The organism is Deltaproteobacteria bacterium HGW-Deltaproteobacteria-6 (assembly GCA_002840435.1).
Lineage (GTDB): Bacteria > Desulfobacterota > Syntrophia > Syntrophales > Smithellaceae > UBA8904.
Map to the genome: position 1 here is coordinate 126,944 of PHAT01000002.1, position 23,743 is coordinate 150,686.

At 51.4% G+C, this 23,743-nt stretch carries 15 protein-coding genes; 10 read left to right on the forward strand and 5 right to left on the reverse strand.

Annotated elements, in window-relative coordinates; genetic code table 11:
* Positions 1-75: 75 nt before the first annotated feature.
* The 3 genes from CVU71_04930 to CVU71_04940 form a co-directional block, all read right to left on the reverse strand.
* Positions 76-2,298 carry an adenylate/guanylate cyclase domain-containing protein gene (locus CVU71_04930; protein PKN19720.1) on the reverse strand — a complete coding sequence of 741 codons (2,223 nt, stop codon included), beginning with the start codon at positions 2,296-2,298 and terminating at the stop codon, positions 76-78.
* Between the two features lie 35 nt (positions 2,299-2,333).
* A complete protein-coding gene (locus tag CVU71_04935) occupies positions 2,334-3,704 on the reverse strand; it encodes a two-component system response regulator (protein PKN19721.1) in 1,371 nt (456 codons plus the stop codon).
* Between the two features lie 200 nt (positions 3,705-3,904).
* A complete protein-coding gene (locus CVU71_04940) occupies positions 3,905-4,477 on the reverse strand; it encodes a hypothetical protein (GenBank protein ID PKN19722.1) in 573 nt (190 codons plus the stop codon).
* A gap of 265 nt (positions 4,478-4,742) precedes the next feature.
* On the opposite strand from CVU71_04940, the gene CVU71_04945 reads away from it, so the two are divergent.
* The 3 genes from CVU71_04945 (at position 4,743) to CVU71_04955 (ending at position 9,646) form a co-directional block, all read left to right on the forward strand.
* Entirely contained in the window at positions 4,743-5,540 is a 798-nt protein-coding gene (locus CVU71_04945) for a hypothetical protein (GenBank protein PKN19723.1), read from the forward strand.
* Positions 5,513-7,720 carry a hypothetical protein gene (locus tag CVU71_04950; GenBank protein ID PKN19724.1) on the forward strand — a complete coding sequence of 736 codons (2,208 nt, stop codon included), beginning with the start codon at positions 5,513-5,515 and terminating at the stop codon, positions 7,718-7,720. The genes CVU71_04945 and CVU71_04950 overlap by 28 nt, the downstream gene beginning before the upstream one ends.
* A 63-nt stretch (positions 7,721-7,783) precedes the next feature.
* On the forward strand, positions 7,784-9,646 hold the full coding sequence (locus tag CVU71_04955) for an excinuclease ABC subunit C (GenBank protein ID PKN19725.1): 1,863 nt from the start codon (positions 7,784-7,786) through the stop codon (positions 9,644-9,646).
* Between the two features lie 21 nt (positions 9,647-9,667).
* On the opposite strand, the gene CVU71_04960 is transcribed toward CVU71_04955, so the two are convergent.
* The gene (locus tag CVU71_04960; GenBank protein ID PKN19726.1) at positions 9,668-10,093 is read right to left on the reverse strand and encodes a hypothetical protein; all 426 of its coding nucleotides are present in this window, start codon (positions 10,091-10,093) and stop codon (positions 9,668-9,670) included.
* Between the two features lie 409 nt (positions 10,094-10,502).
* Between CVU71_04960 and CVU71_04965 the strand changes: the two genes are divergently transcribed.
* Together CVU71_04965 and CVU71_04970 are read left to right on the forward strand one after the other, a co-directional pair.
* Positions 10,503-11,093 carry a hypothetical protein gene (locus CVU71_04965; GenBank protein PKN19727.1) on the forward strand — a complete coding sequence of 197 codons (591 nt, stop codon included), beginning with the start codon at positions 10,503-10,505 and terminating at the stop codon, positions 11,091-11,093.
* Positions 11,094-11,208: 115 nt separating this feature from the next.
* Positions 11,209-11,502 carry a hypothetical protein gene (locus CVU71_04970; protein ID PKN19728.1) on the forward strand — a complete coding sequence of 98 codons (294 nt, stop codon included), beginning with the start codon at positions 11,209-11,211 and terminating at the stop codon, positions 11,500-11,502.
* Positions 11,503-11,648: 146 nt separating this feature from the next.
* On the opposite strand, the gene CVU71_04975 is transcribed toward CVU71_04970, so the two are convergent.
* Positions 11,649-12,020, reverse strand: coding sequence for a hypothetical protein (locus CVU71_04975; protein PKN19729.1), 372 nt, complete (start codon positions 12,018-12,020; stop codon positions 11,649-11,651).
* A 469-nt stretch (positions 12,021-12,489) separates the two neighbouring features.
* Here CVU71_04975 and CVU71_04980 point away from each other — a divergent pair, with 469 nt between their 5' ends.
* The 5 genes from CVU71_04980 (at position 12,490) to CVU71_05000 (ending at position 23,663) form a co-directional block, all read left to right on the forward strand.
* On the forward strand, positions 12,490-13,044 hold the full coding sequence (locus tag CVU71_04980) for a hypothetical protein (GenBank protein PKN19730.1): 555 nt from the start codon (positions 12,490-12,492) through the stop codon (positions 13,042-13,044).
* Between the two features lie 107 nt (positions 13,045-13,151).
* Complete coding sequence (locus CVU71_04985; protein PKN19731.1) at positions 13,152-15,413, forward strand: hypothetical protein; 2,262 nt, start codon at positions 13,152-13,154, stop codon at positions 15,411-15,413.
* A 31-nt stretch (positions 15,414-15,444) separates the two neighbouring features.
* On the forward strand, positions 15,445-17,259 hold the full coding sequence (recQ, locus tag CVU71_04990; GenBank protein ID PKN20078.1) for a DNA helicase RecQ: 1,815 nt from the start codon (positions 15,445-15,447) through the stop codon (positions 17,257-17,259).
* 48 nt (positions 17,260-17,307) lie between these two features.
* Positions 17,308-21,015: a hypothetical protein gene (locus CVU71_04995; protein ID PKN19732.1), complete on the forward strand. Its 3,708-nt coding sequence runs from the start codon at positions 17,308-17,310 to the stop codon at positions 21,013-21,015.
* 317 nt (positions 21,016-21,332) lie between these two features.
* The gene (locus CVU71_05000; GenBank protein ID PKN19733.1) at positions 21,333-23,663 is read left to right on the forward strand and encodes a trypsin; all 2,331 of its coding nucleotides are present in this window, start codon (positions 21,333-21,335) and stop codon (positions 23,661-23,663) included.
* Positions 23,664-23,743: the final 80 nt, after the last annotated feature.

Consider the following 23,743-nt stretch of genomic DNA (forward strand, 5'->3'; position numbering starts at 1 on the left):
TTTTCAGCGTTGATGATGCCGTTCCCCGGCACCCTGATGCGGTATCCGCCGGATTCTTCCGCCCGGATAGCCTCTCTATTTTTCATCAAAAATGATTATATCACCCTGTTCGCCCTTCTGCAACCGCTCCAGATGAAGACCGACCAGCGGATCCCGTGGTCTTTCCATAGCCAGCTGTTCGAAAGCTTTTCGGGCCAGCGGATCACTGTTCTTCAGCAGTTCAAAGGCCTTTTCGTAAGCGATGTCGCGCCGTGGTTCTGATCCCGTGATTGGTTCATAGACCATCAGGGGCTGTGTTTTACCCTTCAAAACCAGGGATCCCACGGGGCGAACAACAGCATCGGGGCAGCCTTGCAGGGTTGCCCCGGAAACGCAGATCAGGGTCCCCAGATGTTTGTTGACACTTTCGAGCCGGGATGCTGTGTTCACCGCGTCACCCAGCGCGCGATAGTCAAACATGGTTGAACCGCCGAAGTTTCCGACGATGACCTCGCCTGTGTGGATGCCGAGGCGGGTCTGCCCGAAGGGAATGCCTTTTGCGTTATATTCATTCGCATAGGACGTCGCAAAAGCGTGCATTTCCAGCGCGCACTGAAGCGCCCGCGCGCGGTGATCCGGCTGGATAACCGGCGCCGAGAACATAATGGCAACCGCGTCTCCCACAATCCGGTCCAGGGTGCCGCCGTGATGAAAGGCAATCGTAATCATCCGGTCGAGATAGGCGTTGAGGATCGCCACCGCATCCGCCGGGTCCATTTTTTCCATGAGAGCAGTAAAACTGGTGAGGTCCGTAAAAATGAAGCTGCACTCCTGACGCCGTCCCCCCAATTCCAGCTGGTCGGGGTGATCAACAAGATAATCAACGCGGTTGGGAGAGACATAGCGCGAAAAAGCCTCCCGGACCCAGCGCTGACGGCGCTCGCTGGTCATGTGGTGAATAACACTGCCCAGTATAAAGGTGATCAGAAGCGCCAGTCCCGGCGTGACAGGGTCCAAAAGCAGACCGTAACGGATAAATGCCGTCCAGGCGGCCCAGAAGGCGGCGAAAAGAACCAAAGCGGTGATGCCGGCCGAGACGAGGGCCGGCGTGGCAAGAGCAATGATCGCAAGGATCAGTCCTCCGAGCACAATAACCAGGGCTTCGATGGCCCCTGCCCATGACGGGCGCGTGAGATAGGTCCCCGAGAAAATCTGTTCCAGCGCCTGGGCATGCACCTCGACTCCCGGAATGATCATCCCCATCGGACTGAACCGGAGATCCATGAGCCCCTGCGCCGACGTGCCGATAAGCAGAATATGACCCTCCACCTGTTCCCGGGTCACCTTGCCGTCAAGAACTTTCCACGCCGGAATGTAACGATCCGGGACGGGGCGGGTATAGTGCACCCAGATTTCTCCCCGGGGTGTTGTCGGTACCGTCATGGCGCCAATCCGGACTTCCTGAAGGCCGGTTCCCTTTTGTTCCAGAGTCTTTAAAATGTAATTGCGCTGCCCCTGGGCTACTCTCAGGGATTCGGCGGCAAGCGACGGCATCACCTGATCGTGCAGTCTGATCATCAATGGTATGCGGCGGACGACGCCATCCGAATCCGGGATAAACGTCAGGGCTCCGCTTCCTTCGGCTGCGCCCGCGAGCGATGGAATCGATGTCAGCGCGCTGGAAAATGTGTGCAGGAAAGGAAGAGGAGATTCTCCTGAAAAGACCGTTCGAAAAGGACGCGGCGGGAGCGATCGTGCCGGATCGCCCTGCTCAGCCGCAAAGCCCAGTACAACCAGTCCCTGCGACACGGTTTCAGCCAGCACCTCATCATGATCGGGGATGTTTGCCAGCCGGCGGCGGACATCACCGGGCAGATTCCAGGTAGCGGACATCGATTTCGGCGATGTCCGGTCCGGTTCGGCAAAGACAATGTCCAGACTGATCGTAGCTGCACCATCCTTGCGGAGGCGCCGGATCAGTTCAGCGACCCGCGTGCGCGGCCAGGGCCACTGGCCCAGCCGCTTCAGACTTTCTTCGTCAACATCAATGATGCGCACCGGGGCAGGTTGATACAGCCGGGGATGCCAGCGCTGGTATTGATCGAAAACAGCGTTTCGCAGCACCTGCAGCGGCAGCGGTTCGAAGAGAAACATTGCGGCGCCAAAGACGACGGCGGCAAAAGGCGCCAGCATGCCAAGGGTGAGTTTGGGGAAGAACTTCATCGTTCCACCATCCTGTTTTGTGTAACAAGGACGCAGATGATACGATAGAAGACTATGGATGTCAACCATTACACGGCAGGTGTTGTGTGCGATCAACAGCGGGTTTGAAGCCGGCGTTCAACGATGCCAAATCAAGGAAGGAATTCAGCGACCTGGAAAGGGGAGAGCTGGCTGAACGCATCGACGCAATCCGGGCAAAGCTGTGTTCCCCGGACGTTCTTAATAATAATCATGGCCTCTTCATGACTCATGCCCCGGCGGTAGGGACGATCGCTGGTCAGGGCGTGATAAGTATCGGCCACCGCCGCTATTCTGGCCCAGAGCGGGATCTCCTCACCTTTAAGTCCGTCGGGATAGCCCTTGCCGTCAAATCGTTCGTGGTGGTGAAGAATGACGGGCAGAAGAGGCTGAAGGCTGGGGATGGCTCCCAGAATGGAGGCTCCGATTACGGGATGCTTCCGGATGATGCAGAATTCTTCTTCGGTCAGTTGATCGGGTTTCAGCAGGATGGCATCGGGGATGCCGATTTTGCCGATGTCATGGAGCTTGGCGGCGATGATCAGGGAATCGATAGTGTCCTCACCGGCGTCCATCTGCCGTCCGATTTGTGTTACAAGCCTGGCAACCGCTTCGGAATGACCCTTTGTGTAGGGATCGCGGGCTTCCAGCGCGGCAATGAGGCTGGTGATGCCGGCCAGCATTATTTTTTGTTCGGCATCGAGGCGCTCTTTTTCTTTGAGCAGAATCAGAAACTGATGCGAGAGCAGCCGCTCGACGGTGATCACGATTTGTTCCAGATTAAAGGGTTTGACCAGATAAGCGGACGCTCCCCAGGAAAGAAGGCGGCGCATGATGGCCCGGTCGCTGTTGGCGCTCATGATGACGAAGGGAATGACGGCCAGGTGGGGATCGGCATGAATGGCTTTGCAGAATTCAATCCCGTCCATTTCGGGCATGTTGATGTCGCTGATAATCAGGTCGGGCCGGTGTTCAGCAATGCGGATGAAAGCATGCTTCCCGTTTTCCGCGGTCATCACCTGGAAACCGGCTTCTTCAAGCGCTTTCGAGACCAGCTTGCGGATAGTCGGAGAATCATCCACCACTAAAATGCGGCGGCTGTGGGAAAAACTGAACTGCTTGAGCACATCTTCGATCGTGCTGTTTAAATGACCGGGGGCTTCCGACTTCGAAATGTAAGCGGCGGCGCCCACCTTAAATCCCTGTTCAATGTCCTTGTCCGCATCGAGTGAACTGAGGATGATGACGGGTATGCCCCGTGTGCGGACGTTGCTCTTCAGGCGCCGGCAAAGGCCGAAGCCGTCCAGCCTCGGCATTTCCACGTCGGTGATGATCAGATCGAAATCGGCAATCAGCGCCGCTTCCCAGGCCTGTTCTCCATCTTCCGCCTGGGTGACTCTGGCGCCGTAAGCCTCCATCTGCCTGTTCAGCGCTTTCCGGATGGTGGCACTGTCATCGACAATGAGAATGCGGGGTTGATCCAAAGATAGAGATCCTTTCTCCTGCTATTTGTCTATATCGCCCGTGATAATTTGCTGGTCAATGATGGACAAAAAATGAACCCGGTATCACCACAAGCCACCTGCCCGGTCATGCATCCCTCGCCGGTTTCTGATCAACTTCCTCGAATTTTCCTGTAAAAAATTATCCGTTTTTCCGGTGGTGCGTCATTATTAAAATGCGCTCAGGGCGTGGCCGCTTTTCTCCCCAGCTCAAAGGCCTCCTTGATGGCCTTTTCATTGTTGGTAATGTCCCCCTTGTTGGTGGCGGAGGCCATGACGGCGCCGAGCCAGGTTAATTTTGTCAACTCCGCGGTTGACTTGAAGCTGTGGACAATCGGGTCGGCCGTGTGCACGTTCGGGTCTCCGCAGACGGTGATCAGGCCGATGCGCTTGGCGCGCATTTTCGGATAGTAAATCTTCTGCCAGCGCCATTCTTCGTCAAAGAAAACGCACCACCGGTCCAAGTACGCTTTCATCTGTGCGGTCATTGACCAGAAGTAAACCGGGCAGCTGTGGATGACGGCGTAGGCGTCCAGAATTTTTTTCTGGATTTCCTGCATATCGTCCTTGACGGCGCAGACACCCATTTTGTTGCATTTTTTGCAGTCCTTGCAGCCGGAAATGTGCTTGCGATCGAGGATAATTTTTTCCACGGAATCCGCCCCGGCATCTTTAGCGCCGGCCAGCGCCTGGCTTAAAAGAACATCGCTGTTGCCGCCGATTCGCGGGCTTCCCAAAATGCCGAGTACGTTCATGATTACCCTCCTGAAGAATTTGAATTAAAAAAATTGTGGATACCGGTTTAAGTGTTCACACTAGATAACAATTTCGATATGTTTTGTAAACAATAAAAAATTGAAGAACTCTCTACTTAAATGTGCTACAAATTAATCGTCAGGTTCATACAAGTCTATAATTAACGGAAGTTTTCTGTAAACGGACTCCCTGTCCTTTTTTTCGGATGCGGCAAGGCACGATGGAGAATATCAGTTTCAGTATATTTTTATTGCGGTGTTAAAAATGACCGGACCTTCCCGTCAATGCAAAGACGATTTCACCATTATCGCTCATCGGGGCGCGTCGGCTTATTATCCGGAAAATACCCTTGTCTCGTTTGCGGCCGCGATCAGCATGGAAGCCGACATGGTGGAGCTCGATATCCAACTTACGGCGGACGGCGAGGTCGTTGTTTTTCATGATGAAAAAATAAACCGCTGCACAAACGGTAAGGGAGTGATTGCCGACTACACCTTTGCCCGTCTGAAAAAACTGGATGCCGGGAGCTGGTTCGATAAAAAATTTGCGGGTGTCCGCGTGCCTTCGCTTGCGGAAGTTCTGAAACTCTGTAAGAACAAAATTGCCGTTAACATTGAGATCAAAACCGAGGCGGTGGCAGATGCCGTTTCCGGCGGGATAGAAGAAGCCTGTCTGAAAATTGTCGATCAAACCGGGATGCGCGATCATGTCGTGTTTTCCAGTTTCGATCCCCGCGCCATTTGCCATCTCAAGCAAATCGACTGCCTGGCGCCTGTTGCCGTCCTGTTTGAAAAAAAATATTACGGGTCCTCGCTGCCTTCGCAGATTGTAGAATCACTGGGCGCCGATGCTTTCAACTGCTCCGTGCGGGAGCTTGGCGCAACATGGCTGGCCGACCTTGCGCAGCACGGCATCCCGGTGAATGTCTATACGGTCAATGATGCAAAGATAATGGCGCGGCTGCTGTCCCGGGGCGTCAGCGGCATTTTCACGAACAAGCCGGATATTTTGAAGTGTGTGCTGGAGGATTTTCTGTGGAAACGAACCATCAGCAACACCTGACCTCAAGAATCTCCCATGCCATGATCCGCAGCATCATGATCGCGCTGGATGTTATTTTCAAGGCTTCGGGCACGGACGTCCGCATGCACGGCACGGAAAATGTGCCGGATCAGCCGGTTGTTTACGTGGTCAACCATTTTACGCGCATGGAAACCATCATCATGCCGTATGTCATCAAGAAGCATATCAAGAAATATCCGCTCTCTCTGGCGGATTCCTCCTTCTTTATCGGGAAGCTTGGTGAAATCATGGATCGCGGCGGCGGAATTTCCACGTCTGATCCCAACCGGGACAAGATTCTGATTAATGCGCTGCTTACCGACAGCCACCCGGTGATTATTTTCCCCGAAGGACAGATGATCAAGGATAAAAAAATTATCGAAAAAGGCAAATATCTGATCAACACCGCCACCGGCCGCCGGCCGCCGCATACGGGCGCGGGGCGCATTGCGCTCCGGTCGCAGTTTATCCGTGAAAAACTGAGGCTGTTGCGTGAACGAAATGATGCGGAATCCATTGCCGCCATTGCCGCGCATTTCGGTTTTGATCCGGCGGACGTGGACAGGATTCTCGGCAGAGAAACATTCATTGTGCCGGTCAACATCACGTACTATCCGGTCCGCGCGAGGGACAACGCCATCAGCAGGCTGATCAACCGCTTTGTTCACGATATTTCCCTCCGCATGAAGGAAGAGATGCAGGTGGAAGGTTCGATGGTCATGGACGGCGTGGATATGGATATTAATATGGGAACCCCGATACCGGTAAAGAAATACCTGGCGGAAGGTGCCGGTATTCAGAAGATGCTGACGGATTCGGGGCTTTATCTGGACCCGGCTGAATTAAAACATGTTGTATCCTTCAAGAAGATTTATGTCGATATGATGTATGAATATATGCATGCCATCTATGAGATGACGACGGTCAATCATGACCATCTGGCTTCCTACATCATGATGAAGTACATAAAAAACAGTTTTGCCGAAAGCGACTTTAAAAACCGCATCTATCTGGCGGTGGACCATCTGCTGAAGACGGGCATTTCCAATTATCATCAAACGCTGAACCATCATCAAAACCATCTGCTGAGCGATGATGTTCACGAGAAATATGAAAATTTCATCAGAGACGCGATTGCCGATAATCTCCTGTCGCGTCAGGACGGCATCATCACGAGAAACCAGGAACGGTTCAGCAAGCCGCATGAGCTGCATACCATCCGCCAGGATAATATTATCGAGGTGCTCAAAAATGAAATTGAACCCCTGAAAAAACTGACCAACCGGCTGGATTACCTGATGCTGTTCCCTTCGGGATTGATCCGGCAGAAAATCAGAAAACAATTTCTGGAACTGGACCGGCAGATTTTTGAGACGGATTACTCGCGGCATTATGTGGAAAGCGAGAGCAAAGCGAAATCGATCGGCGAACCTTTTTTGCAGAAGCGTTTTTTCGGTACCCGGGGCGTCATTCTGGTCCACGGCTATATGGCCGCGCCGGAGGAAATTCAGCCGCTGGCGGAATTTCTGTATAAAAACGGCTACAGCGTTTACGGCGCCAGACTGCGGGGACATGGCACGTCTCCCGAGGATCTGGCGGCGCAGGAATGGCAGGAGTGGTATCAGTCCGTGAACCGGGCTTATATCATCATGAAGAACACCATGAAATCTTTCGCGATCATCGGATTTTCCACGGGCGCGGGCCTTGCGCTCCTGCAGGCGGCCAATAAGCCGGGATGCTTTGCCGGCGTTATTTCGATCAACGGTCCCGCCCGGCTGCAGGATTCATCGGCAAAGTATTCTCCCCTGGTTGTCGGGTGGAATAAATTCCTGTCCCTTTTGCACCTGCAGCGGGGCAAAAAAGAATATATCGTTAATGAACCCGAAAACCCTCATATCAATTACAGCCGTAATCCCGTGCGCGGTGTGTATGAACTGGAACGCCTGATGAAATATGTCAAATCCCGGCTCGGTGATGTTAAAAGTCCGGTTCTGGTGATTCAGGGGTCGGATGATCCCGTGGTTCATCCGGAAAGCGGGGCGGATATCTATGCGCGATTGGGCGCCGCCGATAAACAACTGGTACAGATTTCCGCCGATCATCACGGCATCCTGCGCGGCAAAGCGTCGGACGAGGTTAAGGAAAAGGTTCTGCTGTTTTTGAAAAGTGTTTTTAAATAAAAAATGCAGGGAACGGTCGCGATAACCTGAAGGTCACAAGACCGTTCCCTACGGAATATCTGGATGGGTAAGGGTAAGGAAATACCGATGGAAGAGAACACCGCCTTAAAAGAAAAAATGACTGCCGCGCCCCGCAGCCCCGGCGTTTATATTATGCAGGACGCGCAGGGGAAGGTGATTTATGTGGGCAAGGCTAATGATCTGAAAAGCCGCATTGCCTCGTATTTTACCGGCCGCGACACAAGGCCGATGGCGCCGTTTTTAATGGCGCGGGTGAACGATATTGAGTTCATCACGACCGCCACTGAAAAAGAGGCGCTGATTCTGGAAAATAATCTCATCAAGAAGCACCGTCCGCGCTACAATGTCATTTTGCGTGATGATAAAACCTATTATCATCTGTCTCTTGATCCATCTGAAAAATATCCCCGCCTGCAACTGGTGCGCAAAAGACTCAACAACACGGCGCTCTATTTTGGTCCTTATCCGTCAGGGCTGGCCGCGAAAGAAACCCTGCGCTTTGTTCAGCAGGTCTTTCCGCTGCGCACCTGCCGCAACCGGGATTTTCAACTCAGGCCCCGGCCTTGTCTGGAATATCAAATCGGACGATGCCTGGCGCCCTGTAAGGAGTTGATCGATGAAGCAGCCTACCGGAAACTGGCCGAAAGCGCCGTGGCTTTCCTGCAGGGGCGGCGCCGCGAGCTGATTTCCGATTTAAAAAAGCAAATGGAACAAGCGGCGCAGGATTTAAACTTTGAAGAAGCAGCGCGCCTGCGCGACCGCATTGGCGCACTCACGCAGGCGTTGGAGAAGCAAAATGTTGATTGGGGCGGTGAAGAGGATCAGGATGTGCTGGGCATCTATTCAGAAGGCGATACCTGTCAGCTCTGTATTTTATTTGTGCGCGCGGGCAAGCTGACGGGAAGCAAATCATTTACGCCTGTAAAAACAAAAGCGGATGCGGGTGAAGTGATTGCGTCGGCGCTGCAACAGTATTATGACGTCTCCAATATGCCGGAAGAGATCATCCTGCCTGCTCACCTGCCCGATGAAGATGTGATTGCCGAATGGCTGGCTGATAAAAAAGGAAAGAAAGTGCTGCTCACGGTTCCCCAGCGCGGTGCGAAAAAAGCCCTCTCCGACATGGCCTGTGCCAACGCCCGCGAGCTCTTTGTATCCGACCGGAAGAAAGAAGATCAGAAGACGGCCGCCCTGCAAATCCTTCAGGAAAAGTTGTCTCTGACCAAACTGCCGCGGCGAATGGAGTGCTACGACATTTCCAATATCAGCGGCAAAAATGCCGTGGGATCGATGGTAGTCCTTCAGGACGGCGAACCGGATAAATCGGGTTACCGGCGTTTTCGCATAAAAGCCGCAGACGAGCCGGACGATTACGGCATGATGCGCGAAGTGCTTACCCGGCGTTTTACCGGCAAGGATCCGCTGCCCGATCTGGTGGTGGTTGACGGCGGCAAGGGGCAGCTCAATGTCGCGCTTTCCGTCCTGAACGAATTGAAAATCAAGCTGGATGTGATCGGACTGGCGAAGGAAGAGCGAAGCTTTCTTGCAGCGAAAAACAAGCTCCGGGGGAAAGCAGCAAAGTCGGAGGACCGCGTTTATCTGCCCCGCCGCAAGGATGCCGTCTATCTGTCGTCCCGTCCCGCCGCGCTGGCGCTTTTGCAGCGGGTCCGCGATGAGGCGCACCGCTTTGCCGTAAGTTACCATCACAAGCTCAAACAAAGAAATGATTTGAGTTCGGTGCTTGATGCCATTCCCGATATCGGCCCGGCCCGCCGGACGCAGCTTCTGAAACACTTCGGCTCCGCAGCCGGGGTGCGCAAAGCGTCACTTGCGGATCTGCAAAACGTGCCGGGCATAGGCCCGGACCTGGCGGAAAAAATCCATGCGGCTTTATCCTTAAAATAAGGAACGGTTCTGCACGACTGATTATTTCCAGCAACCGGTGTCGTAATAGGATTTCTGCTGACAGGCGGTCATGCAATAGGTTGGATTGTTTAACCGCGGGTCGTATGTCACGGTGACATAAGAGCTCGGACACTGGTTTTCCGTGCATTGCTGGCTGAAGGTGCATGTCCCCAGAACCGTGCCGGATGAGTTGTTCTGGCGGACTTCAACCCGGTTCAATCTGCACATGCTGTCGAAACTCCAGCCGTGATCGACCCAGGCGCTGGGCGCGAAGGCATTGGGGAAAGACTTGGAAGCCTTGGCGCAGCCCGGTTGGTAGTAAAAGGTGATCCACACGGTTTTGCTGCTCCAGTTATAAATCGTCAGACCGGTGTCCCATGCCATTGCCGTCCATGGAAAACACACCGCAAGATAAATAACCAAACCTGAAAGAAAACGTTTTTGCATAGCGCCCCGCCTCTTCTATTTTTTTTGTTGCCGCGAAGTATAAACGAAGGAAAAATGCTGTCAAGTGCGAAGATGCTTTGTGTAATGGAATTTTGTTTGGACGCAGGGTGTGCGCTGATTCTGAATCATTTTCAGATCAGCTTTTGTCCTCCCATGGGATAAAAGCCTTTTTTCCGGCGCCAGTTTCTTATTCAGAAGAAAGGTTTGAAAGTCCGGAAGAACTTATTTTTTAATCACGCTGGTCGATTTTCCCATATTTTACCCATTGGGTATTTAGCCCTTATTATCACCAAAAGCCCCATCTCCCAAGTTAAAGAATGTTGATTATACAAGGATTTTTTCTTTTATTTCTTTTTGTTTTGCAGTATGGTGCCATAACACTTCATAAATTACCCATAGGGTATATTAATTGTTAGGCCTTATGAATAAACCAAAGTTATTTAGAAAAGTAGAAGAGAGAGAATTTTTCGCTCATCACATGTTATTACATGCTGCTGAATTAGAAATCTCATCTGCAGAAGAAAGTCAACTTGGCCGCTTCAATAAGTGTCTTGCCGCAATGGTAATGACAGCCATCGCTGTCGAATCCCTTCTGAATGCAGTAGGAAGCCGCATTGTAGAAGACTGGCCTTGCTTTGAGCGGCTTCGCCCCTACGAAAAAATCAATTTAATCGTAGATCAACTTAAACTTCAGCGTGACCCGGAGAAAGAGCCTTGGACTACCCTTACGTTCTTGAGTGGGTTTAGAAATGATATTGCTCATGCCAAACCAGAGCCAATTATCAAAGAAAGAATTTTGCCTGAGGTCGCATTAGCAAAGACGGCCTTTGATACACCCCACTCAACGCTCGAACGAAAAATCACTCTCGGTAATGCACGACGGGTTTTCTCTGCCGTCCATAAGCTTAAAGGTTTACTCACAGATGCAATGCCTGCAGATCTGAAGTTCGGTATTTATACGGACATGTGGTCTGGGAGCACTACCGAGCATGGGGCCTAACAATACGTTCAACCGGACAGTTTGCCGGCAAGCCGGCTCCGTTCTGCCTGTTAACTTGGCGTTAGGCTCTGTATGACCATGAAGGCAGAAGAAAACGTTTCGGCAGGAGGAAAAGATGAAAACTGGAAATATCAAACCTCAAGAGTTGCTGGAGTACGCAAAATCTTTACATGGGACGACATTGGAAACAACAGCGCAACACCGCAAATTTCTATTCAATGTGGATGATAAAGGATTTCACTATACGCCTACGAGCACAATGAAACCCCGGATTCAAGAGAACAAATACATTGAGCTTGTTATTGAGAGATTTAACAAGGAAGGATCATGGAGTCCACAAGACTATAAGGATATCACCATGAATGCTTCCTATCTTCTTGCAGTCATGAATAAATATGTAAATGCCTAAAGCAATGCACCCGATCGCTACGCTCCGGCTGATGTTGCCGTTGAGCCTGGAATAAAAGGGGACGATCCCCTTTTTTACGCGACATGCTTATGATGGCAACTCGTCCGCTCGAAGGCTGCTCACAAGCCCGGATGCGGCTGGAATCATTACTGGCAGCCAGTCGTGTCCCACGGCGCTCTGGTCAGAACGTCTAAACTCTTGGTAACGCCCGCCTGTTTGCATGTGCCGCGTCCCGAAATAATAGTCGTCATTTTACAGGTCGCATTGGCATCTTTACCCGCTGACTTGTAGAATGTTGAAATATACTTATCGCTGCCCTTGTAATCTATTTTCCCCCCGCTGACTTCCTGCCCGGTCCACTGAGCCAGTTCAGCCGTCGAAAGGGTGTAAGAAGCGTTCATTCCGGAACAGAGCTGTCCGGCAATTTTGTCCCCCAGAGGACTGGCGGATGCCTGGGTTGCAAAAGAAAGCATGAGCAACATAATGGGGAATGCAACATATTGGCGTGATATCTTCATTTTTGTTTTCCTCCCGGCAAGATAATTTGCTGAAACTTTTTAATCTCCATTGGCAGGACATCCGGCGGTTTTCCCGGAATGTCCATGGAAGCTTGTCTTTCACAGGATGAAACCTGCAACAGCTGGTTTCATTTTTCATGACAACCATGGTAATAGACGGAAGTAGGAATGCCATAAAATAAGCCATAATGCAATCAACTCATGCACCGGTCTGCGGACATTTTTCCCTTCCGGGCTGTTTAACAGACAGGATTCCCTGATCCGCCGGCAGTGAATGAGCGGAGCAGGTCTTGACGATATGATCATTCCGCATCGGGAAGGGCGCACGCCGGGTTTCAACAATGACCAACGCCATCGTTGTGAAAGGCGATGGTCTGCAAAATTATCATCTTCATGTCCCTATTTACTTTTCATCGGTCCTGTGGCTATAAAATAAAAACGATAACAGTTCAGGAAAGTGCTGCTTAATATGAGTCTGATAACAATATTTCTTCTGGCAGTTGGTCTGGGTGTGGATGCGTTTTCCGTGGCCATCGGCATCGGCGCTTCAAATACCAGGAAATCCTGGGCTCCGGTTTTACGGCTTGCCCTGGCTTTCGGTTTTTTTCAGTTTTTGATGCCGCTGATCGGCTGGCTGGCCGGTTCGACGGTGGTTGATCTGATCCGGGGTTTTGACCACTGGGTCGCTTTTGCGCTCCTGGTTGTGGTTGGCGGGAAGATGATTCGGGAAGGCTTTGAAAAAGAAAGCGATGAGGAAAAAGCCGATCAGACGCGCGGCTGGCCGCTCTTACTGCTTTCGATTGCGACCAGCATCGACGCGCTGGCGGTGGGATTCAGTTTTTCGCTCTTAAAAACACCTATCCTGTTTCCGGCCGTGATGATTGGTGTGGTTTGTTTTCTGATGACGGCGGTCGGGATGGTTTTCGGCAAGGGGCTGGCGCGGATCTTCGGCAGGAAAGTGGAAATCCTGGGCGGTCTGGTATTGATTGCAATCGGCGTGAAAATTTTAATTGAGCATTTGTAAGGAGCAACTGATTTGTGACGCCTCCACTGAATGAGTGACAGGAGCGGCATGAATCGGGATGGTCTCAAACCATCATAATCCAACAGGTGCAATGAACGGTATATTTAATGAGCCCAGGTGTTTCCAGACTTAATCGTGTGATGCCGAAAATCAATACGCTGCTTTTATGGATGCTCATCAGCGCATGCCTGCTTGCGGCGGCTGACGCGCAGGCCGGGCCGGCTGCAGCGGACGGCCGTCCCCGCATCGGTCTGGTCTTAAGCGGCGGAGGGGCGCGCGGAATGGCCCATGTCGGTGTTATTCAGGTTCTGGAAGAAATGAAAATTCCCATTTTCTGCATTGCCGGAACCAGCATGGGAGCGATTGTCGGCGGACTTTATGCGGCCGGCATGTCACCTGCCGATATGGAAAAATTTGTAACCAGTATGGAATGGAATGAGGCTTTCAAAGACAAGCCTCCTCCCAGCGACCTGGCCTTTCGCCGCAAGAGGGATGCAGCCGATTATCTGATTAATTTTGACCTGGGTTACAAAGACGGCAAGCTAACCATACCCAAAGGCCTGCTTCAGGGACAGAATCTGAACCTGATATTAAAATCGCTGCTTTTCCATACGGAGGGCATTAATGATTTTAGCAAACTGAATATTCCCTTCCGGGCCGTTGCCACGGATATTGAAACCGGTGATGCCGTCATTTTAGAAAAGGGAGAATTGGTCAAGGCTGTCCGCGCCAGCATGTCCATTCCCGGTGTTTTCGCCCCTGTGGAGATTGACGGCAGAATTCTGGTGGACGGCGGGGTTTCCAATAATTTGCCCATCGATATCGCCCGCCAGATGGGTGCGGATGTTGTGATTGTCGTCGATATCAGCACCGATCTGAGCCGCCGCGATCAACTGACGTCTTCAGTTGAAATCACGGCGCAATTAACATCCATCATGATTCAGCGCAATACTTACGCTCAAATCCGCACGATGCGTGAGGATGATATTCTGATCCGGCCGGAGCTTCGCGACATTACCAGCGGCGATTTTTTCAGGGCCGTCGAAGCGGTTGCCACGGGCCGGAAAAAAGCTGAGACGATGAAGCCGCAGCTTGCCCGTCTGGCCGTCGAAGACAGGGACTACCTTGCTTATCTGCAGATTCAAAGGAAAAAAATTCAGGAGATGCCGGTTATTGACGCTGTGGAAGTCGTCAATAAAACGTCGCTGCCCACCGGCCTGATTGCGGCTCATATCCACATGAAGCCGGGTGAAAAACTGGATTTGAACGAGTTGAAACAAAATATCGACCGCATCTACGGCATCGATACATTTGAAAATGTGGATTTCCGACTGAGAAAGAAGGACAAAACCTCCGACCTAGTCATCGAACCCGTGGAAAAATCGTGGGGGCCGGATTATTTCCGTTTCGGCCTAGGTCTGGAGGACAACTTCAAAGGATCCAGCAATTACGGGTTGACCATGCAGTTTACGAAAACGGCCATCAACAGCCGGGCCGGTGAATGGCGCAATGAACTGCGTATCGGAGAAACACCGCTCATTTTCACCGAGTTTTATCAACCGATTGATTATGCCCTGCATTATTTTGCCGCCGCCAACGTGCGATATGCCATAAGAAATATTAAAGAATACAATAAGGATGGCGAGGTTACTACGGAATACCGGGCTAACGCAATTCAGGGAGGCCTGGATGTCGGCCGCCAGTTCGGCAACTGGGGCGAATTGCGCCTGGGTCTTCGCCGGGAGTACGGCACGGTGAAAGTGCTGATCGGCAATCATCAGACGAGTGAGCAAGGCTCTTATGGCAGAGGCGGTGTTATCGCGTCCTTCGCTTACAGCACGTTGGATAATTATGTTTTACCTTTAAGTGGATCGGACGCCTATCTGATTTGGACCCATCATCTTTCGCAGCTGGGCTCCGACATCCAGAGCCAGACTCTGGGCGTCAAATGGATGAGTGCGTTTACCTGGAACAAATACACGTTTACGCCTTATATTGATATTCGCACGACGATCGATAATGACGATCTGCCTGTCCAGGACACATTCCCGCTGGGCGGCTTTCTTAATCTGTCAGGGTATTCATCAAATGAAATCTACGGTCGCCATACAGGCCTGGCCTGCCTGGTGGCCTACCGGGAGATAGGCGCAGCCGGGCTGGGAGCGCTCAAAATGCCTCTCTATGTCGGCATGTCCGCGGAAACGGGGAATGTCTGGAATAAACGATCGGATATCAAATTTGAATCGTTGATTCTGGCGGGCAGTGTTTTTCTGGGAACAAAGACCTTTCTCGGACCGATTTATCTTGCCTATGGCCAGGCTCAGCGCGGTCACTCGTCCATTTATCTTTATCTCGGTAAACGCTTTTAAAAGGAAAAAATATGAAATGGATTTTGCCCGGATGATGACCAAACACGACGCCTTAAAAAAATATTTCGGTTACGAGATATTCTATCCGCTGCAGTCGGAAATCATCGATCACGTTCGGGCCGGCAAAGACGCGCTGGTTTTGATGCCGACCGGCGGGGGAAAATCGGTCTGCTTTCAGATTCCGGCGCTGATCACGGAAGGCACGGCCATCGTGATTTCGCCGCTGATTGCTTTAATGAAGGATCAGGTGGATTCTCTGACCGCCAACGGCATTGCCGCGGCGTTTCTCAACAGCAGCCTGACCGACTCCGAGAGCGCGGAGATTACAGGTCAATGTCTGAAGGGCGGCATCAAGCTGCTTTATATTTCACCGGAGCGGCTGGCGGCTCCCTCAACCATCAGCCTTTTGCAAAAGCTCAGGCTTTCCCTTTTTGCTGTGGATGAGGCGCACTGCATTTCATCGTGGGGACATGATTTTCGTCCCGACTATTTGAAATTGTCTGTTTTACGGGAAAAGTTTCCGGCTGTTCCGCTCCTCGCGCTCACCGCCACGGCCGACCGGGTGATCCGCAGGGACATCCTCCGCCAGCTTGCCATTCCCGAGGAGCATCAGTTCATCGCGTCCTTCGACCGGCCGAATTTAAGCCTCGCGGTGTATTCGGGGCAGAAGCGTCTCGATCAGATTCTCCGCTTTCTGGCCAAAAGAAAAAATCAGCCGGGAATTATTTATTGCCTCAGCCGCAAGACAACGGAACGCGTGGCCGGAAGGCTTCAGGACCGCGGTTATCAGGCGGCGTATTATCACGCCGGCATGGATAATGACGAACGCAGCAAGATTCAGGACGGATTTATCCGCGACAAAATTCAGATCATCTGCGCCACCATCGCCTTTGGTCTGGGGATTGATAAATCTAATATCCGCTGGATCATTCATTACAGTCTGCCGAAAAATATTGAAAGCTATTATCAGGAAATCGGACGGGCCGGGCGCGACGGCGCCCCCGCCGACACCGTGTTGTTTTACAGCTACGCGGACGTCAAAACCCATTATGAAATGCTCAAGGATTTGCCGCAGGACCGGCAGGACCTGCTTTCAGCCAAGCTCGACCGCATGAAGCGCTACGCGGAAGCGGACGTCTGCCGCCGTCGGATTCTGCTCAGTTATTTCAATGAACAGCCGCAGGGCGACTGCGGCAACTGCGATGTGTGCAAAAATCCGCCGAAAAAATTCGACGGCACGATCATCGCCCAGAAGGCGCTGTCGGCTGTCGCCCGCTCGGGCGAAAAAATCAACATGACCACCCTGATCAATATTCTGCGCGGCTCGGCTAATCCGTTCATCAGAGAAAACGGCTACGACCGGATCAAAACATTCGGTGCCGGCCGCGATATCAAATACGGCGAATGGGCGGAATATATCTTTCAATTGCTGAATTCCGGCTTTGTTGATATTGCCTACGATGAAGGCTACGCGCTGAAATTAAACGACCTGAGCCGAAAAATTCTGAAGGCGGAAATGGATGTGCTCCTGACGCAGCCTCTGGAATTGGAAAAGAAGCTTTCAACCATCGCCGCGCCTCCCAAAAAACAAACCCCGGCCGACGGGCTTTTCGAGCGCCTACGCATGTTGAGAAAAACGCTCGCGGATGAAAATAATGTGCCGGCTTATGTTGTGTTTTCCGACAGAACGCTTCTGGAAATGGCCGATACGCGGCCGCAAGATGAAATCGAAATGCTGGGCGTGAGCGGCGTCGGGGAACATAAAATGAATAAATACGGAAAAATATTTCTCGAAGAGATCCGGCGCTACGCCCGTGAGGAAGACCGGGGGACGTCGATTAATTAAATCAGCCGTGGCGGGAACAATTATTTTTTTAACGGATATTTAAATTAAATGAGGTGGGTTATGCTAAAATCATCGACAGGTAGATCGTCAGTTCTGCTCGCTGTTTTAATATTTATTATCGCGCCGTTTTCTCTTTTCGCCCAGGAAAGTGCCTCGCTTGGCGTCCAGGTGCGAAGCATGCCTGAGGCTGAGATACAGGCCCGGGCTATGGCCGCTTTCGGCGGACGCAGAGCGGCAACAATGACCGGACTGATTGTTGTCAGCGTAACCAAAGACAGTCCCGCCGAAAAAATGGGTTTGAAAAACGGTGACCGAATCCTGAGCGCCGGTGGCAGAAAACTTATCCATGTCGCGGATCTGGCTAATTATGTTGCGGAAAGCAGACCGGGGCAAAGCATTTTTCTGGATGTATTACGCGACGGGCAAAAAATATTTTTGAACGGGAAATTGGGAGCGATGCCGCAAACGGCAAAAGCCGCAGTGGATAGAGTGCCGCTGACTAAAATATCCGACGACACCGAGATAATCGTGCAAAAGGGTAATACTTCGGGCGTCAGCCATGTTATTTTTTCACCGTCAGGTAAATTCCTTCTTTCCAGTGCCGTAGCCAAAACTCTCAACCTCTGGGATGTGGAGACAGGCAAAGAAATCAGATCATTTTCCGATGAGGATGACAATATCAATGTTTTTGCTTTTTCCCGTGACGAATCATTCTTCGTGACCGGCAGCTGGAAGGGGCTTGTAAAAATGCGCAATCTGGAAACAGGGGCAACACTCTGGACGGTCAAAGGTCACTCTGATTATATTCAAAGAGCCGTTTTTTCCGCGGACGGTAAAATCGTCGTGACGGGAAGCTCTGATAAAACAATCAAAATCTGGGATGCGGCAACAGGAGGGGAAATTCGCACTCTTGCGGGCAACGCTGAAGCAGTCACCGGTTTGGCTTTTTCTCCCGATGATAAAAATATTCTGTCTGCCTCCAAAGACGGAGTCATCAGGCTCTGGGATACGGCAACAGGCCGTGAAATCAGAACCTTTGCCGGCAAACCGGGTTGGATAAAGGCCGTTGCTCTTTCACCAGACGGCAAATATGTCATGGCGGGCAATGAAAAAACCGACATTGTGGTCTGGGAAACGGACACCGGCCGTGAAGTCAAATCATTTTCGATTAAACCGGATGAGGTATCGCGGGTGGTATTTTCGCCGGACACCCGCCGGGTATTGACGGTCGGCACGGATCGCGTCTTCCACCTTTGGGATGTATTGGCCGCCCGGGAAATTTTAAACTTCACCGGTCATTCAATTCTTATTTCGGACACCTCATTTTCCCGGGACGGCAAATATATTGTTTCCGGCAGCGAGGACCGCACGATTAAAATCTGGGATGCGGCAACGGGGATACAGCTGAAGACCCTCAGCGGCAAGGCTTCCTGGGTTTATGATGCGTCATTTTCACCCGCTGGCAAGCAGGTGCTGTCCGTCAGCGAAGACCGAAGCGTTAAACTCTGGGACATGGAGACAGGCAGGCAGACATCCGCCTTTCGCTTCCGGTGGACGATGGATTCCAAAGAAGAAAAGGAACGTTATGAATACTTGAAAAGCATCGTAAAGACGGCAATGTATTCCCGTGACGGCCATCGCGTGCTGTCGCGCGCCGAAGGTGAAAAAGGGGCCATTATTATCTGGAATGCCGCGGATGGAAAAGTGACGAAATTTTTCATTGACCGGAAATTTCTTCTTGGAAAGAACGCTTTACAATTTTCTCCCGACGAAAAATTAATTATCTCGGGCGGCGGTGACAAATTAGTTAAGATCTGGGATGTCGCTTCAGGAAAGGAGTTAAAGCGATTTGCCGGACATGAAGGCGACATTAACGCCGTCTCTTTTTCACCGGACGGCCAATACGCTCTCTCGACGGGCGGACAAGTATGGAGCCATAAGGACGGCGTCATCAGACTGTGGGATGTGGCGACCGGAAAAGAAATAAGAAAATTTGCAGGCCACACAGGCGCGGTATGGTCTGCCGCTTTTTCGCCGGATGGCAAACAAATCGTATCGGGCAGCTCTGATCGAACAATCCGTCTGTGGGATACCGCTGCCGGTAGAGAGATTAAAATGTTTTCCGGTCATACCGGAGGCGTCAGTTCGGTTGTCTTCTCCAGGGAGGGTAAAATGATATTGTCCTCCTGCGGGGATTATTCAATCAAGCTCTGGGATGTCGCCTCGGGGAAGGAAATCAGGACATTTTCCGGCCATACGGCATGGGTTAACAGGGCTTTATTTTCTCCCGATGGAAAGAAAATCATATCGGCCGGTTTTGATGCAACAACCCGGATCTGGGATGTTGCATCAGGCAGCGAACTGGCAAAATTTATCGGTTTTCAGGACGGCGAATGGGTCGTCATCACGCCTGAAGGCTATTACAATTCTTCGCCCAATGGTCATAAACACTTGAGTTTGCGTATGGGGAACAGCATCTTCGGCATCGATCAGTTTTATGATGTGTTTTATCGGCCGGATATTGTAGCCGCAAAGTTGAGAGGTGAAAACGTCAGCCAGCTGATCACGCTGACGATTGCTGAAGCTGTGAAAAATCCTCCTCCGGAAGTTCAATTTGCCGACGCGGGTCTGCCGGACAACGAACCGCGCGTCAAGGTTTGCTATCAGATAAACAATACGGGCGGAGGCATCGGCGAAGTGCGGGTATTTCATAACGGCAAGCTGGTTCAATCAGACGGCTTTTACCGGGATACCGCTAAAACAGCCCAAAAGATGCAGGTGGCCTCTTTAGACAGCAAGGCGATATACGCGGAAATGCGCAGTATCAAAATAAAGGAAAAAACAAAACAAAGCCCGGTTAAAAGCAACCCGAAAGGTAATTTTTACGAATCCTGCCGTGAAATTGAAGTTGTGCCCGACGAGAATGAAATCAGCGTCACGGCCTTTAACGGCAATAACACCGTGCAAAGCAGAATGAAACAGATCAGTTTTCGTTCATCGCTGCCAAAGCAGGAGCCTCACCTTTATCTGATCGCCGTGGGCATCGATGATTACAAAGACCGGAGCATTAACCTGAAATACGCCCGCAAGGATGCAAACGATATAAGCAGTATGATCGTCAGGCAGTCCGCCGGTTTGTATCGGCCCGAAAATATTCATGCGGAGCTTCTGGCCGATCGTGACGCGACAAAAACAAGGATCATCGGCAAAATTGATGAGATGGCGCGCCTGATCAAACCCGGCGACGGCTTTATATTATTTGTGGCCGGGCACGGTGTGCTGCTGCAAAATCAGTATTACATGCTGACGCATGACTATCAGGGTGATTTAAACGATGCGGGCCTGATCAGTTCCAATGAAATTGTCGAGATGTCCAAGAAGATAAAATCTCTGAATCAACTTCTGATTTTCGATACCTGCCATGCCGGCGGGGTTGATTACATTGTCAGCGGCCTGTATGATGCCCGCATCTCTGTTCTGGCGAAAAAAATGGGTCTTCATATCTACGCTTCAGCAAACGACAAACAGTCAGCGCTGGACGGCTATAAAGGAAACGGTCTTTTTACTCACGTCTTGCTGGGCGGATTGAACAACAACAGGGAAGCCGACAGGAACAAGGACGGGAAAGTCACGGTAGTGGGGCTGGGCGACTATTCAAAGATTAAAACCGCGGAAATATCCAAACAGATCGGCCATGAGCAGATACCGCTTATTATCAACTTTGGCAAGGACAGCCCGATATATAAATTGCAGTGAATCTTTCCATGGGTGATCGATCAGGACTATTCATCAAAGTGAGCCGGAATATTTTATGGCCGTCGTAATGACAACCCCCTTAAGGCATCTGCCTTAAGGGGGTTGTTTGCATGTATTTGATAGGGAATATTATTATTAATGCCGCGTTTTGGTCCTGAAGCCCGTAAACCTCCGTCTTTTCGCTTTTGCCGCGATGAACCATTAAAAACGTTGAACAAAATATGGAAATATAAAAATCCGGGAACTTTTTCAGCTGTTCCTTTGTCTAAATTTCAAAATCTCGAAAATTGCGGTTAATTTTACAAAGGAGGCAGCAGATGAGAAAAGTTAAACATGGATTGCTTGTTTTAATGGCTTTGGGTTTTGTGTTGATCTGGTCACAGGCGTTTGGTCAGCCGGGAGAATCGGATGACCGGACATTATCCCCGTATTTCTTTGTTAACAGTGACAACCCGGATACGGACCGTTTGCCCCTGAAATCCACGCGGGCGTCGGTCAATATTTCCGGGGTCATTGCCGATGTTCTGGTGACGCAGGTGTATAAAAACGACGGTAAAAAACCGCTGGAGGCCGTCTATGTTTTTCCGGCTTCCACGAGGGCCGCCGTTTATGCCATGAAGATGACCGTCGGCAAAAGGGTGGTTGAGGCAAAAATCAAAAAACGCGACGAGGCGCGCCGCGAATATGAACAGGCGCGCGACGCGGGAAAGAACGCCTCGCTTCTGGAACAGCAGAGACCTAATGTTTTTCAGATGAACGTCGCCAATATCATGCCCGGCGATGAAATCAAAGTGGAGCTCCGATACACGGAGCTGCTGGTTCCGACGGATCGCATCTACGAATTTGTTTATCCCGCCGTTGTGGGGCCGCGCTATTCCAATGCAAAAGCGGGCAGTGTGCCACCCTCCGAGTTCTGGGTGGAAAATCCCTATCTGCGCCAGGGCGAACTCCCCTCAACCACGTTTGACATGACCGCAACCATCAACGCCGGGATGCCCGTTAAAGATCTAACCTGCTCATCCCATAAAGTAAGCACGGCTTATGAGAGCGCGTCAAAGGCGAAGGTGTCATTGGATAAGTCCGAAGCCCATGGAGGAAACCGGGACTATGTTCTGCGATACCGGTTGGACGGGAATAAAATTCAAACAGGGCTTTTGCTGAGCCACGGAGAGAAAGAAAATTTCTTTGTCCTCATGATGCAGCCGCCGAAAAGGGTCACGAGCGCGAATATTCCGGGGCGTGAGTATATCTTCATTGTGGATGTCTCCGGTTCGATGCATGGGTTTCCGCTTTCCATTTCCAAAAAGCTTCTGTCCAATCTGATCGGCAATCTGCGGGAAACGGACAAATTCAATGTTCTGCTGTTTTCCGGCGGCAATTCTGTCATGGCCGAAGCATCTCTGCCGGCAACATCCGCCAATATTCAAAGAGCTATTTCGCTGATTGACCGCCAGCAGGGCGGCGGCGGAACGGAGTTGCTGCCCGCGCTTAAGCGCGCCCTGTCGCTCAAAAAAGAGGATGGTTTTGCCCGAAGTGTGATTATTGTCACGGACGGTTATGTGAGCGTGGAAGAAGAAGCCTTCGACCTGATCCGCAATAACCTGGATCATGCCAATATGTTTGCCTTTGGCATCGGTTCCAGCGTCAACCGGCACATTATCGAAGGCATGGCGCATGTCGGCATGGGCGAACCGTTTATCATCACCAAACCGGATGCGGCCCAGGGGCAGGCCGAACGGTTTCGTAAAATGGTTCAGTCCCCCGTGCTGACAGAGGTGAAAGTCGGTTTCCAGGGGTTTGATGTTTATGATGTGGAGCCCGTTTCCATTCCCGATGTGCTGGCCCAGCGGCCGGTTCTGGTGTTCGGTAAATGGCGCGGCAAGCCGCAGGGATCGATCCAATTAACCGGCATAACCGGGGATGGCAAATATTCAGAGGCAATCTCTGCTTCGGATTACAAACCGTCTAAAGACAATGCCGCCCTCAAATATCTCTGGGCGCGGCATCGCATCACGATTTTGTCCGACTACAACAAGCTGCGCAATGACGGCAAGCGCGTGCAGGAAGTCACCGAACTGGGGCTGAACTACAATATGCTGACGGCTTATACCTCGTTTGTAGCAGTGGACAACGACGTGCGGAATCCGGACGGCAGGCTCACAACCGTCCGGCAGCCCCTGCCGCTGCCTGACGGCGTGTCGGACCATGCGGTTGGCGGCCATGGCAATTATGCCGCGTCTCCCGCCCTGTATAAAAGCCGGGAGATGAGCGGCAAGGCGGAAAACCGTTTGGCCATGGACAAGCCGGCTCTGCACGACATTCAGTCTCCGCAGAAAAAAGACAAGGAAAAGAAGATCATTCTTGTCGATGCGGTTGCCGGGAAGGGGCTGGAGAAAGATGAAATTCTGAAAGTTGTCCGGAGCAATTTAAATGAACTTGAAAAGTGCCTGACGGGTAAAAATTTATCCGGATTAATTAAACTTGATCTGACGATCAATACGGACGGAACGGTTAATACCGCTGAGATTGCCGCGGTAATAAAAGATGCAAAACTGCGCCAGTGCATTATTGATCGTCTCCTGCAATGGCGCTTCCCGTCAACGGCAAAAGGCCGGGTGGTGAAGGCGACGATCACTCTCAAAATTTGATGCGGGTGTTTGCAAAAAAAAGCAGGGAGCGGTTTAGATCGCTCCCTGCCTTCCAGTCCGAGTGCGCAAGCGGCTTGTTT